This window comes from Streptomyces cirratus, from assembly GCF_014650775.1.
GTDB classification, from domain to species: Bacteria; Actinomycetota; Actinomycetes; order Streptomycetales; family Streptomycetaceae; genus Streptomyces; species Streptomyces cirratus.
The window spans coordinates 1-14,501 of sequence record NZ_BMVP01000019.1 but is presented as its reverse complement, the minus strand read 5'-3'; the positions used below and the strand labels follow the sequence as shown (position 1 = coordinate 14,501).

General features: G+C 70.3%; 8 protein-coding genes. 5 read left to right on the top strand and 3 right to left on the bottom strand.

What is annotated here, in order from left to right:
- From ngcE to IE207_RS29355, 3 genes are all read right to left on the bottom strand, one after another.
- Positions 1-1,425, bottom strand: a complete 1,425-nt coding sequence (ngcE, locus tag IE207_RS29365; RefSeq protein ID WP_190187358.1) for an N-acetylglucosamine/diacetylchitobiose ABC transporter substrate-binding protein — start codon at positions 1,423-1,425, stop codon at positions 1-3.
- 297 nt (positions 1,426-1,722) lie between these two features.
- On the bottom strand, positions 1,723-4,437 hold the full coding sequence (gene acnA, locus IE207_RS29360; RefSeq protein WP_308433682.1) for an aconitate hydratase AcnA: 2,715 nt from the start codon (positions 4,435-4,437) through the stop codon (positions 1,723-1,725).
- Between the two features lie 154 nt (positions 4,438-4,591).
- Positions 4,592-5,593 carry a LacI family DNA-binding transcriptional regulator gene (locus IE207_RS29355; RefSeq protein WP_190187356.1) on the bottom strand — a complete coding sequence of 334 codons (1,002 nt, stop codon included), beginning with the start codon at positions 5,591-5,593 and terminating at the stop codon, positions 4,592-4,594.
- A gap of 169 nt (positions 5,594-5,762) precedes the next feature.
- On the opposite strand from IE207_RS29355, the gene IE207_RS29350 reads away from it, so the two are divergent.
- The 5 genes from IE207_RS29350 (at position 5,763) to IE207_RS29330 (ending at position 14,445) form a co-directional block, all read left to right on the top strand.
- A complete protein-coding gene (locus IE207_RS29350) occupies positions 5,763-7,655 on the top strand; it encodes an amidohydrolase (protein WP_190187355.1) in 1,893 nt (630 codons plus the stop codon).
- Between the two features lie 131 nt (positions 7,656-7,786).
- Positions 7,787-9,316 (top strand): helix-turn-helix domain-containing protein, encoded by a 1,530-nt coding sequence (locus IE207_RS29345; protein WP_190187354.1) that lies wholly within the window; start codon positions 7,787-7,789, stop codon positions 9,314-9,316.
- A gap of 69 nt (positions 9,317-9,385) precedes the next feature.
- Positions 9,386-10,828: a hypothetical protein gene (locus IE207_RS29340; protein WP_190187353.1), complete on the top strand. Its 1,443-nt coding sequence runs from the start codon at positions 9,386-9,388 to the stop codon at positions 10,826-10,828.
- A 126-nt stretch (positions 10,829-10,954) separates the two neighbouring features.
- Positions 10,955-12,862 carry an ABC transporter ATP-binding protein gene (locus IE207_RS29335; protein WP_190187352.1) on the top strand — a complete coding sequence of 636 codons (1,908 nt, stop codon included), beginning with the start codon at positions 10,955-10,957 and terminating at the stop codon, positions 12,860-12,862.
- A 167-nt stretch (positions 12,863-13,029) separates the two neighbouring features.
- Complete coding sequence (locus IE207_RS29330; protein ID WP_190187351.1) at positions 13,030-14,445, top strand: cytochrome P450; 1,416 nt, start codon at positions 13,030-13,032, stop codon at positions 14,443-14,445.
- Positions 14,446-14,501: the final 56 nt, after the last annotated feature.

Below are 14,501 nucleotides of genomic sequence, written 5' to 3'. Positions count from 1 at the left end.
TCAGCTGCGGCGGTTGTTCTTCGCGTTCGGGTCCTTGGCAGCCTTGTCTACCGCAGCCTGGGCCCGCTTGATCCATTCCTTTGGCTGGATCCGCTGGGCCATCAGCTCATTGGACGCGTTCTGGATCTCGGTGTCCATCTCGCTGTACCAGTCGGGGTACAGGTAGTTGAAGGTGTTGGTCCCGGCCGCCTTGACCGCCGCCACCGCGGACTGCGTGCCCGGGCGCAGCTTGACGCCGGGGTCCACGCCGTCCTTGACGACGGTGAGGGAGTTGGCCTGCTGGGCGAAGACGGTCGACCATTCGCGTGACAGCATCGAGCGCAGGAACTCCAGGCCTCCGGCCTTGTTGGCGGCCTTCTCGGGAACGATGAAGGGTTCGCCCGCCCCCGCCCGGATGGCCTCGAAGGGCAGCTTGCTGTCGGCGAGCACCGGGACCGGCAGGAACTTCATGTCGAAGTCCTCCGGGGTCTGCTTGAGCTGCTCGTTCTCCAGCCAGGAGCCGGAGGGGATGAAGGCGGCCTTGTACTGGTTCCAGGCCGTCTGGGACTCCGTGTGGGTGAGGCCGTTGGTGCCCGGCATCAGCAGGCCCTTCTCGACGACCTCGTACACCGCCTCGACCGCCGCGAGGGCGGCGGGGTTGCCCTCGAAGGCGTTCGGTTCGAGGTTGTCGATCGCCTTCATCGCGTCCAGGCCGCCCTTCTTGGCGATCAGGTCCATGATGACGACGTTGATGTAGTACGGGTACTTCCCCTGGTGGGCGAGGCCGCCGATGCCGGCTTCCTTGGCCTTCGCGCAGACCGCCAGGAACTCGTCCCAGGTCTTGGGCTCGCTCCAGCCCTTCTCCTTGAAGAGCTTGCCGGAGTACCAGAAGCCGAAGACGGTGTAGACGTAGTACAGGGCGACGAACTTGCCGCCCTGGGTGCCCTGTTCCACGGTGCCGGGGATCAGCATGTCCCGGACCTTCTTGGCCGGGTCGTCCAGGGAGGGCGCGTCGAGGACCTGGGTGAGGTCGGCGAGCTGGCCGCCCTTGGCGAGGACGTCGACCTTGATCTGCTGGGCGCCCGAGTCGTCGATGACGTCCGGCGGGTTGCCACCGTTGAAGCGCGGCTGGAGCTTGCCGGTGATCTCCTGGGTGCCGAGGTGGGTGCTGGTGGTGCCCCACTTCTTGTCGAAGGCGGCTTCCCACGCCTTGGCGTAGTCGTCGCCGAAGCCGCCCTTGAAGACGACGACGTCCATCTTGCCGCCCTTGGCCACGCCGAAGGGGTTCTCCTTGGAGACGGCCCCCTTCGCGGGGCCCTTCGTCGTGGTGTCGCCGCCGGAGGCGCAGGCGGACAGGAAGCTCATCGTGGGTACCGAGATCAGTCCCAGTGCCGCGGAGCGCTTGATCAGGTCACGGCGGCCGAAGCCCTCACCAGTGGATCCCATGCTCTTGTCCTCGCCTTCGTCAGAAGTGTGAAGGAGGCCGGAAATCGCGACGGTCACCGCGCATACGGACATCATCGCCGGTCCCCCGCCGTCCCCCGGTCCGTTGCCGCTCGTAACGCGGTGATCCGGACGGCCACAGGTATAGTCCACTTCCGCTCGTGTGAGCAAGATCATGCACACTGTTGTCTGTCAGCTTTTCCGAGTTGAGACCTCCCCGAAACCTGTCCCGGGCCCGGAAAAAGCGGAAGGGCCGTACCCCCTTGACGGGGATACGGCCCTCGGGTGCCGCTGGGGGACTCAGCCGCGGATCAGGTTGCGCAGCACGTACTGCATGATGCCGCCGTTGCGGTAGTAGTCCGCCTCACCGGGCGTGTCGATGCGCACGACCGCGTCGAACTCCACACCGGTGTCGGTGGTCACCTTGACGGTGCGCGGGGTGGTGCCGTTGTTCAGCTCCTCCACACCGGTGAAGGAGAAGGTCTCCTCGCCGGTGAGGCCCAGCGCGGCCGCCGAGGCGCCCTCGGGGAACTGCAGCGGGAGCACGCCCATGCCGATCAGGTTCGAGCGGTGGATGCGCTCGTAGGACTCGGCGATGACGGCCTTGACGCCGAGGAGCGCGGTGCCCTTGGCCGCCCAGTCGCGGGACGAGCCCGAGCCGTACTCCTTGCCCGCCAGGATGACCAGCGGGATGCCGGCGGCCTGGTAGTTCTGCGAGGCGTCGTAGATGAAGGAGACCGGCGCGCCCTCGACGGTGAAGTCGCGGGTGAAGCCGCCCTCGGTGCCCGGCGCGATCTGGTTGCGCAGGCGGATGTTGGCGAACGTACCGCGGATCATGACCTCGTGGTTTCCGCGGCGGGAACCGTAGGAGTTGAAGTCGCGGCGCTCGACGCCGTGCTCCGTGAGGTACTTGCCGGCCGGGGTGTCGGCCTTGATCGCACCGGCCGGGGAGATGTGGTCGGTGGTGACCGAGTCGCCCAGCTTCGCCAGCACGCGGGCGCCGGTGATGTCGGAGACCGGGGTGGTCTCCATCGTCATGCCCTCGAAGTAGGGGGGCTTGCGGACGTAGGTGGACTGCGGGTCCCACTCGAACGTGTTGCCGGTCGGGATGGACAGCGCCTGCCACTGGGCGTCGCCCGCGAAGACGTCCTGGTAGGACTTGTTGAACATGTCCTCGCCGATGGCGTTCGCCACGACGTCGTTGACCTCGGCCTCGGAGGGCCAGATGTCCTGGAGGTAGACCGGCTTGCCCTCGGTGTCGATGCCGATCGCGTCCTTGGTGATGTCCACCTTCATGGAGCCCGCGATGGCGTACGCGACGACCAGCGGCGGGGAGGCCAGGTAGTTCATCTTGACGTCGGGGTTGATGCGGCCCTCGAAGTTGCGGTTGCCCGAGAGCACCGAGGTGACCGCGAGGTCGGCCTCGTTGATCGCCTTCGAGATCTCCTCGTCCAGCGGACCGGAGTTGCCGATGCAGGTGGTGCAGCCGTAGCCGACCAGGTTGAAGCCCAGCTTGTCCAGGTACGGCGTCAGGCCGGCCTTGTCGAAGTAGTCGGTGACGACCTTCGAGCCCGGGGCCAGGGTGGTCTTGACCCACGGCTTGCGGGTCAGGCCCTTCTCGGCCGCCTTCTTCGCCACGAGCGCCGCGGCGACCATGACGTAGGGGTTCGAGGTGTTGGTGCAGGAGGTGATCGCGGCGACGGTGACGGCGCCGTGGTCGATCTCGAACGAGGTGCCGTCGGCCAGCGTGACCAGGGTCGGCTTGGTCGGCACACCGTCGGCGGACGCCGGGGCGTCGGACGCCGGGAAGGACTCCTTGCCGGCCTCCTCGTCGTCGCTGACGTAGTTGCGCACGTCGACGGCGAACTGCTCGGCGGCGTTCGCGAGGACGATGCGGTCCTGCGGGCGCTTCGGGCCGGCGATGGAGGGGACGACCGTGGAGAGGTCGAGCTCCAGCTTCTCGGAGAAGTCGGGCTCGGCGGCCGGGTCCAGCCACAGACCCTGCTCCTTGGCGTACGCCTCGACGAGCGCGACCTGCTGGGCGTCGCGGCCGGTCAGGCGCAGGTACTTCAGCGTCTCGTCGTCGATCGGGAAGATCGCGGCGGTCGAGCCGAACTCCGGCGACATGTTGCCGATGGTGGCGCGGTTCGCGAGGGAGGTGGCGGCGACGCCCTCACCGTAGAACTCGACGAACTTGCCGACGACGCCGTGCTTGCGCAGCATCTCGGTGATGGTCAGCACGAGGTCGGTGGCGGTGGTGCCGGTCGGCAGCTCGCCGGTCAGCTTGAAGCCGACGACGCGCGGGATCAGCATGGAGACCGGCTGGCCGAGCATCGCGGCCTCGGCCTCGATGCCGCCGACGCCCCAGCCCAGCACGCCCAGGCCGTTGACCATGGTGGTGTGCGAGTCGGTGCCGACGAGGGTGTCGGGGTAGGCCTGGCCGCCGCGGACCATGACCGTGCGGGCCAGGTGCTCGATGTTGACCTGGTGGACGATGCCGGTGCCCGGGGGGACGACCTTGAACTCGTCGAACGCGGTCTGGCCCCAGCGCAGGAACTGGTAGCGCTCCTTGTTGCGGCCGTACTCCAGCTCCACGTTCTGGGCGAACGCGTCGTTGGTGCCGAACTTGTCGGCGATGACCGAGTGGTCGATGACCAGCTCGGCCGGGGCCAGGGGGTTGATCTTCGACGCGTCGCCGCCGAGGGCCTTCACGGCCTCGCGCATGGTGGCGAGGTCGACGACGCAGGGGACGCCGGTGAAGTCCTGCATGATCACACGGGCCGGCGTGAACTGGATCTCCTCGCTGGGCTGCGCCTGCGAGTCCCAGTTGCCGAGGGACCGGATGTGGTCGGCGGTGATGTTCGCGCCGTCCTCGGTACGGAGCAGGTTCTCCAGCAGGACCTTCAGGCTGTAGGGAAGGCGGGCCGCGCCCTCGACCTTGTCCAGCCGGAAGATCTCGTACGACTCGTCGCCCACCTGCAGCGTGCTGCGGGCGTCGAAGCTGTTCGCCGACACGACAGTCTCCTTCATGCATGATTTCGCGCGTATAACCGCATCCTGCCGCCACGCCCCATGGCCATTCCGCTAAGGTAGGGCTAAGTTAGGTAACCCTTACTAGCGGGGGCGGCTGCGGTACGCCTTCGGCAGATATCTCGATGTCGAGATAACTCTAGTACATGTCCGGGGGAAGGGACGAGGCGCGCACCCTCAGTCCTGCCGGCACCGTCAGCTGGCCGGGCGGTTCCGCTTGCCCGGATTCGATCAGTGCCACCAGTGCGGACACCGCCCGGACGGCGATCCGCTCCGGCTCCAGGGTGACGGTGGTCACGGGCGGATCATTGCGGGCGTACGACGGATCCTCGCTGGCGCAGACCAGCAGGAGGTCGTGGGGCGTGCGGATGCCGTGGCGCGCGGCGGCGGCCAGCGCCTGCCGGCCGCCCGGGTCGTACACGCAGTAGACGGCGTCGGGCCGGACGGGCGCGCCGAAAGCCCCGTCGAAGGCGTGACCTGCACGGTCATCCGGATCGAAGGGGATCACCAGCGGGTCCGCGCCGCGCCGCGCGCACCACTGTTCGTAGGCGGAGGTGACGGCCCCGGTGTAGAACTCCCGGCCGTATCCGGACTGCAGCGCGACGCGCCGGGCCCCGGAGGTCGCGAGGTGGTCGAGTACCTCTCGGGTGGTGGTCGCGTGGTCGTTGTCCACCCATATGTCCGAGGGCCACGGGTCCGCCGGGCGGCCGTCGAAGACCAACGGCAGGCCGCGGGCTCGCAGGGCGCGCAGCACGGGGTCCCCGGCCGGGCTGTCGAGCAGCAGCATCCCGTCGACGGCGAGGGTGTGCCACAGCGGCTCGCCGCCGCGGTCGGCGGGCAGGGTGGTCAGGGCGTAGCCGTGGGCGTGGGCGGCGGAGGTCGCGGCGGTCAGCAGCCGGGAGTAGTAGGCGATGCCGACGAAGTCCCAGGCGGAGCCGGCGTACGTGGTCACCGCCAGCCCGAGGGTGCGGGTGCGGGGCCCGCGCCGGGAGCCGTAACCGAGGCCGGCCGCCACCTCGCGGACGCGGCGGCGGGTGCCGTCGGCGAGCCGGCCGGTGCCGTTGAGGGCGTGCGAGACGGTCGCGGTGGAGACCTCCGCGGCGCGCGCGATGTCGGCGATGGTCGGTCCGGGGCCGGGCACGGGGTCATGGTACGGGCGGGGTGCGGGGGCGGGGAGTGCGGGCGGGCGAGTGCGGCGGGGTGCGGAATCCGTTGCCCGGGGCGGGTTCTGGTTAACGGGTTAATCACCCAGTGTCCACGCCACGTGCCGGCACCGCACCGCAGCCGCCTTACCGATGTCTGGAGTGGCCATGACCCCTTCCCCCCTGTCCCGACGAGGACTCCTCGCCTCCGCCGGAGCCGCTTCGGCCGCGACGCTGCTGGGCGCGGGCGCCGCGTCGGCCTCCTCCGGGCCTTCCGGGGGCCGGGGCTCCGCCGCCCTGGTGCTCCACAACGCCCGCGTGTTCACGGGCAGGTCGGGCGGCGCGCCGGTGGAGGCCGTCGCGGTTGGCCGGGACGGCAAGATCCTGGCCACCGGTTCGAACGCCTGCGTACGCAGGCACGTGGGCCGGGACACCGAGGTGGTCGACGCCCGCGGCAACACCGTGATGAGCGGCATCCACGACGGGCACGTCCACCCGCTGGGCGCCGGGGAACGGTCGCTGCGCCCTTCGCTGGCGAGCGCGGAGACCACCGTGGCGGAACTCACCGCCCTGTTGACCGGGTTCCTCGCGGACACCGGCGGGCCGGCCTCGGAGCCCGACGGCTGGCTGGTCGTCGAGGACTGGAACCCGGTCGGGCTGCTGCCCACGGGGACCAGTCCGCACCACACGATGCTCGACGCGCTGCGCACGCGGCGCCCCGTCGTGCTGGTCGGCGGGGACGGGCACAACCTGTGGGCCAACCAGCGGGCCCTCGACATCGCCGGGATCACCGCGGCCACCCCCGACCCGGTCGGCGGCAAGGTGGTCAAGGGGGCCGACGGCAAGCCCACGGGCGTACTCAAGGACGACGCCCAGGCCCTGGTGAAGCGGCACCTGCCGGAGCCGTCCACGGCCGAACTGGTGGCGGCCTGCGCGAAGGTGCTGGAGCTGGCGGCGGCCTCCGGGGTCACGACCATGATGGACGCCCTGGTCGGCCGGCACGAGCTGGAGCTGTACCGGGCGCTGTCGGCGGCGGGGAGGCTGCCGCAGCGGATCGTGCCCGCCATCCGGCTGGAGGCGGAGCAGGCGAAGGACCCGGCGGCCTCGCTGGCGTACGCCCGGGGGCTGCGGCGGGAGTTCGAGGGGGTACGGGGACTCCGGTTCGGGATGGTGAAGGTGTTCCTGGACGGGGTCATCGAGTACCCGGCGCAAACGGCGGCGCTGCTGGAGCCGTACCTGGACGGAGCGGGCAAACCGACCTCGAACCGCGGGGAGCTGTACACCTCGGCGGCGGACTACGGCCGGCTGACCGCGGCCTTCAACGCGGCCGGCTGGCAGATGCACGCCCACGGCCTGGGCGACCGGGCGGTCCGTACCGCTTTGGACGGATACGAGTACGCCAGACGGGTGACGGGGCATCGGGACGCGCGCAATGCGATCGCCCACCTCCAGATAGTGGATCCGGCCGATCTGCCCCGTTTCGCGCGGCTCGGCGTCGCCGTCTGCATGCAGCTCCAGTGGGCCTCACGCGACACGTGGACGATGGAGGCGCTGCTGCCCTACATCGGGCCCCGCCGCCACCGTTGGATGTACCCGGCACGGAGCATCGAGAAGGCGGGCGCACGGCTGACGGGCGGCTCCGACTGGCCGGTGGACGTCCTACAGGTGTGGAACCAGCTGCGGACGGCGATCGACCGGCAGGGCGCCTTCGGCGAGGGCGGGCTGTACCGGGAGCTGGAGGGCCTGAGCCGGGACTCGGCCTTGCGGATGCACACCGCGGGCACCGCCTGGCAGTTGCGCCAGGAGCAGCTGACCGGCACGGTGGAGGCGGGCAAGGCGGCCGACCTGGTGCTGCTCGACCGGGACGTGACCCGCTGCCCGGTGTCCGACATAAGCGACACGGGCGTACGCATGACCCTGGTCGGCGGGCGCGTCGTGCACGACGCGGAGTCCACGTCGGGCCGGGCGGCTTCGGCCCGCGCCGAACGGGCGCGGTCGGCCCCGCGGCCGGCCTCGTACGCGGCGGTCCACGGCGGCCGGCACCACGCCTGCGGGCACTGAGCGCGCACCGGGCACGCGGCGCCGGTCGGCTGACCCGGGGTCAGCCGACCGGCCTCCCGCGCCACGGTGGGCAACACCCGTCCGCCACACCCCGTTCGGCCCCCATCTCATATCTGAGATACGGTGCACCCATGGCAGACGACTACCTCGTACGCATCGGCAAGCTCATCCGTGACGCCCGTCAGCACCGGGGCTGGACACAGAGTCAGCTCGCCGACGCGCTCGGCACCAGCCAGAGCGCCGTCAACCGGATCGAACGCGGCAACCAGAACATCAGCCTTGAGATGATCGCCCGAATCGGCGAGGCCCTCGACAGCGAAATCGTCTCTCTGGGCTACGCCGGACCCATGCACCTGCGGGTCGTCGGCGGCCGCCGCCTCTCCGGTGCCATCGACGTCAAGACGAGCAAGAACGCGTGCGTCGCGCTGCTCTGCGCCTCGCTGCTCAACAAGGGCCGAACGGTGCTGCGGCGCGTCGCCCGCATCGAGGAGGTCTACCGCCTCCTGGAAGTCCTGAACTCCATCGGTGTCCGCACCCGCTGGATCAACGACGGCGTGGACCTGGAGATCGTCCCGCCGGCCCGTCTGGACATGGACGCCATGGACGCGGACGCGGCGCGCCGGACGCGCAGCATCATCATGTTCCTGGGTCCGCTGCTGCACCGGATGGACCAGTTCCGGCTGCCCTACGCCGGCGGCTGCGACCTCGGCACCCGCACCATCGAGCCGCACATGATCGCCCTGCGCCGCTTCGGTCTGGAGATCACCGCGACCGAGGGCATCTACCACGCCCAGGTCGCCGCCGGCGTCTGCCCCGACCGCCCGATCGTCCTGACCGAGCGCGGGGACACGGTCACCGAGAACGCACTGCTGGCCGCCGCCCGGCACGACGGTGTCTCCGTCATCCGCAACGCCTCCTCCAACTACATGGTCCAGGACCTCTGCTTCTTCCTGGAGACCCTGGGCGTCAAGGTCGAGGGCATCGGCACCACCACCCTCACCGTCCACGGCGTCCCGAACATCGACGTCGACGTGGACTACTCCCCCTCCGAGGACCCGGTCGAGGCGATGAGCCTGCTGGCCGCGGCCGTGGTCACCGAGTCCGAGCTGACCATCCGCCGGGTGCCGATCGAGTTCATGGAGATCGAGCTGGCGGTCCTGGAGGAGATGGGCCTCGACCACGACCGCTCCCCGGAGTACACCGCCGACAACGGCCGCACCCGCCTGGTCGACCTGACGGTCCGCCCGTCGAAGCTCGAAGCCCCGATCGACAAGATCCACCCGATGCCGTTCCCCGGGCTGAACATCGACAACGTCCCGTTCTTCGCGGCCATCGCCGCCACCGCCCAGGGCCAGACCCTGATCCACGACTGGGTGTACGACAACCGGGCCATCTACCTGACCGACCTCAACCGCCTCGGCGGCCGCCTCCAGCTCCTGGACCCCCACCGCGTCCTGGTCGAGGGCCCCACCCGCTGGCGCGCGGCGGAAATGATGTGCCCGCCCGCCCTCCGCCCGGCGGTGGTCGTCCTCCTGGCCATGATGGCCGCCGAGGGTACCTCGGTCCTGCGCAACGTCTACGTCATCAACCGCGGCTACGAGGAACTGGCGGAACGCCTCAACTCGGTCGGCGCACAGATCGAGATCTTCCGCGACATCTAAGGGCAGACCGCAGGGGCGATCGGAGCAACCCCGGGTGCGCTCCTGCGGCGGACAAGTGAGCCTGGGGGCATGACCAGGCGCAGGGTGGTGGTGCAGGCGCCCGACGAGCGCGGTCTGCGTCAGGTCACCATCGACGGCGCACCGGCGGGCAGCGCCTGGTCGCAGCGTGATCTGCGCAGGCAGCTGCGCCGCGCGGGGCTGCCGGGCGACATGGACCTGGACGACCGGGCCGCCGTGTCCTGGCGCGGGGCGGACAGCACCTCCTGGCCCGGCCGCGCGGGCCGCCGCCGCGCCACGATCGCGCTGCTGGCCGCCGGGCTGCTCGTCTGCGCGCTCCTGCTCGCCGACATCGGCATCGTGGACGCGCTGGGGGCGCTGACCTTCTCGGGACGTCTGACCGGAGTGCTGCTCGTGCTCTCGGGAGCCGTGCAGGCCGTCGCGGCGGTCGCGGTGTTCGACTTCTGGGGGAAGCGGACGCTGCGGTACTCGGGCGCGACGGTGGTGGCGGGCGTACTCATCGCGGTGGCGACGCAGGGCCTGCTGCTGGCCGTGTGGTTCCAGGAGAGGGAGTGGACGCCGTACCTGCCGGTGTTCCTCGCCCTCTCCCTCTGGTCGCTGTGGGCGGCGTGGACGATCTGGCGGGCACGGGCCTGGAAGGGCATCCCCTATCCGAAGAGCTTCACGGCGGGCGTGACCGCCACCGCCCTGCTGGCCTCGGCCAACTTCGCCTACTCGGCCGTCTACCAGCCCCATGCCGCGCTCGTCCACGTCAAGACCGAGGCGACCTTCGGGACGCCGAGACCGGATCCGGAACTCCCCCTGACCTATCTTCCGGTGAAGCTCCACGTGAAGAACGAGGGGGCCGTTCCGGGTTATGTCGCCAACAGCATCTATTGGGTGTGGGGGCGGGAATCCGTCTTCGACGCGAAGAAGAGCGAGCTCGACCGGGACAAGTGGCGGGCGGACACGGAGAGCGGGCTGGACACGGAACTCCACGTCCAGCCCACGGCTGCGCGGGTCATCGACACCGGACCGGTCATCCCGGAAGGCGCCTGGATGGCCGCAGGAACGGACTTCACCACGGAGCGAGTGGTCCAGATCCCCACGGACGCGCGGTACGACCTCGTCTCGGCGGCCATGAGCGTCATCTTCATGAGAGGGGACCGCGGAAAGATCGGCCCCGAGTTCGTCAACCCGATCTACTCGTGGCGTCAGAAGTCGGAGAGGTTCTTCGACTGCTCGGCCGCCCCCTGCTACGAATACGTCTTACACCATGCGCGGATTCGCCACAACAACAACATCATCAACGTGACGCGCAGACCCCGCTACATGAGTTCGGCCCGCTGGTTCGACAAGACGACGAGCGGCATCACGTTCCTGATCTCCCCGTTCAACTCCAAGGGCCGCCTCTCGGCGAACGCCGAGGGGTCGGACCGCTACGGGATCGACCAGTACGTCTCCGGTCTCACGTCGGTCCCCTACGCCTCGCTGTCGGCCCCGAAGAACCCCTAGTCGGGGCCCCTGCCACGCATGACTGCGCCCGGTGACACCTTCGAGTGATCGCCGGGCGCAGGTCTTCCGAACCGCCCGTTCCGGACCGAGTCTTGACGCTCCTCACCACTCACGGAGGCGCATCCGATGACCAGTAAGGACAGCGGAAAACAGGCGGACGAAGAGATCGACTTCGCGTGGGACGGCGACTCCCGCTGGGAGGCGGCGAAGTACATCACGCTACGTCACATGGCCCGGCGCCTGCCGCACCTGATGAAGCGGTCGCTGTCGATCGCCTGGCGCGTCGACCGGGCCTCGGTGGCCGGGCTCCTGGTCTGTCAGGTCGTTTCCGGCATCGCGGCGGCCATGGGCCTCTTCGCGACCACCTCCACGATCACCGCGCTCATCTCCTCCGGGAACATCACCGACAGGCTGTGGGAGGCGTGGCCTTCCGTCGCCGTGCTCGCCGCAGCGGCCGGCGTACGGGCCACCCTCTACATCGCCATCACGTGGCTGACCTCCCGCATCACACCCCTGCTCCAGCAGGAGTACGAGCTGATGCTTCTCGGCGCGGCCACCGGCAGCGAACTCGCCGCCTACGACAGTCCCGGCTTCAAGGACCGCTGGGACAACGCCGAACGCGGCGCGGTCGTCTCCAAGGACATCATCGAAGAGGGCCAGGACCTCCTCGCCGCGCTCGTCTCCCTCCTCGCCGGCGCGGTCGTCCTCGGAACCCTCCACCCCCTGCTCCTGCCGTTCCTCGTCCTCGCCAGCCTCCCCCAGGGCGTCGCCCAGGTGCACAGCGCCCGCGTCACCTACGTCGCCGCCGTCAAGATGACCGGCCACAGCCGCATGATCGGCGTCCTGCGCTGGCACCTCGCCGACCGGCACTCGGCCGACCAGATCCGCGCCGGCACGATGGCGCCGTTCCTCCTCGGCAAGTACCGCAAACTCACCAACCGGGTCACCGCCGTCCACCGCGAGGCCGTCACCGAAGGCGCCCGCATGGCCTTCCTCGGCGCCCTCGGCGGCGGCCTCGCCTCCGCGGTCGTCTGGGGCGTCCTCGTCGCCCTCCTCGCCAGCGGCCACCTCACCGTCGCCGCGGCGGGAACCGCCGTCCTCGCGCTGCGCACCGTCACCGGCTCCGTCCAGGGCGTCGTCCGCAACGCAGCCATGATCTTCCGCACCGGCATGTACATGGACGACTGGTCGAGGTTCCTGGAGGAGACCGGCGACTACCGCCTCGCCGCCGGCGACGTCATCCCCGGCCCCCCGAAGGACATCCGCACCCACAACCTCGTGTACCGCTACGAAGGCGCCGACAAGAACGCCCTCGACGGCATCGACTTCACCGTCCGCACCGGCGAGATCGTCGCCCTGGTCGGCGAGAACGGATCCGGCAAGAGCACCCTCTCCAAGCTCCTGACCCGCCTCCACCTCCCCACCACCGGCACCGTCACCTGGGACGGCCACCCCACGACCGCGCTCGACCCCCAGGCGGCCTGGAAGCACGTCGCACTCGTACCCCAGGACTTCTCCTGCTGGCCGATGACCGCCCGCGACAACATCACCCTCGGGCAGCCCCGCAGTGACGACGAGAACGACGTCTGGGAAGCCGCCGCCGCGGCCGGTGCCGACGAAGTCGTACGAGAACTCCGCGCCGGTCTGTCCACCCTCCTCGCCCGCGAGTGGCTCAACGGCGCCGAACTCTCCGGCGGCCAGTGGCAGCGCGTCGCCCTGGCCCGCGCCTTCTACCGCCCCGCCGCCCTCCTCGTCCTCGACGAACCCACCTCCGCCCTGGACCCCCGCGCCGAGCACCGCATCTTCACCAACTTGCGTCACGCCGCCCGTGACCGCGCCGTGGTCCTGGTCACTCACCGCCTCGCCAATGTCGCCGTCGCGGACCGCATCGTCGTTCTCGACCACGGCCGGGTCGTCCAGGAAGGCACCTTCGACGAGCTGTCCAAGACCACCGGGCTCTTCCGCGAACTCCTCGAGCTGCAAAACGACCGCACCGTCCCGGCCCAGCGCGCCGCGAAGGAGAAGACCGCATGAGCGCGACGCCGCTCGCAGTTCGGGCACCGGCGCCTGCCCGGAGGGCCGACGGCCCGCACTGATGGTCTTCGGGCGCCGGACGGGGCGGGATTCGGCCAGTGGGGGGAGGCGGGTGGGCGGGGGGAGGGGCAGACTCGGGGGTTCGGGACGAGGTCTGGGGGGCGGACATGGCAGTGGACAGTACGACGGGGACACGGGCGGGTACGGAGGTCCCGGTGCTGGCCGGGGCGCCGTTGCTGGGGTCGTTGTTCGACCTGACCTCGGATTCGCTCGGCACCTACCTGCGCGCCCAGCAGCGCCACGGGGACGTCGTGCGCGTCAGCGCCGGGCCGCCCGGGCTGCGTACCGAGCTGTACTGCGTCTTCTCCGCGGAGGGCGCGCAGCAGGTGCTGGCATCGGAATCGGCCAACTTCCGCAAGGACAACCCCTTCTACCAGGAGGTCCGGGAGTCCCTCGGCAACGGCCTGCTGACCAGCCAGGACGAGGAGTACCTGCGCCAGCGCCGACTGGTCCAGCCACTGTTCACCCGCCGCCGGGTGGACGGTTACGCGAGCGCCGTCGTCTCCGAGACCCGGGCGACGCTCGACGCCTGGGGGAAGGCCGCGGACGGGGTCGTCGACGTCTCCGCCGAGATGATGCGCCTCGCCCTGCGCGCGGTGGCCAGGATCCTGTTCGGCACCGATGTGGACGCCACCGTCGACGTCATCGACCGGTCCTTCCCCGTCATCACCGAGTACGTGCTGCGGCGCGGCTACTCCCCCGCCAACATCCCGCGCAGCTGGCCCACGCCGGGCAACCGGCGGGCGGCGGCCGCGATGGAGGAGCTGTACGCGGTCTGCGACCGGATCATCGCCGAGCGGCGGGACGGCCGGGACGGCGAGGACGGTGCCGACGGCCGGACCGGCGAGGATCTGCTGACGCTGCTCGCCGCCGCGCAGAGCGCCGACGACGCCGCCTTCGACGCCGCCGAGCTGCGCGACCAGGTGCTGGTCTTCCTGCTCGCCGGTCACGAGACGACCGCCACCTCCCTGGCCTTCACCCTGCACCTGCTGGCCCGTCACCCCGAGCAGCAGCAGCGGGCCCACGAGGAGATCTCCCGCGTGCTGGGCGACCGGGAGCCGGAGGCCGCCGACCTCGACCGGCTGCCGTACCTCACCCAGGTGCTCAAGGAGGCGATGCGGCTCTACCCCGCGGCCCCGGTGATCGGCCGCCGCGCCGTGGCCGCGAGCCAGATCGGCGGACTGAGCGTCCCGGCCGGCGCCAACGTGATCCTCGCGCCCTGGGTCACGCACCGCCACCCGGCCTACTGGCCCGACGCCGAGCGTTTCGACCCGGACCGGTTCACCCCCGAGGCGGAGGCCGCCCGCCCGCGCTACGCCTGGTTCCCCTTCGGCGGCGGACCGCGCGCCTGCATCGGGCAGCACTTCTCCATGCTGGAGTCGGTGATCGCGCTCGCGGTGATGCTGCGGGAGTACGAGTTCGAGGCCGTTGACCACGAGGTGCCAGTCGGCGTCGGCATCACCCTGCGCGCGGACGGCCCGGCCCGCTGCCGGCTGCGCCGACGGGCGCCGGACACCCCCTAGTGCTGTGACCGGGAAGGTTCGCCGGGTTGCTTGTTGTGCTGGTTGGTAATGCTTTC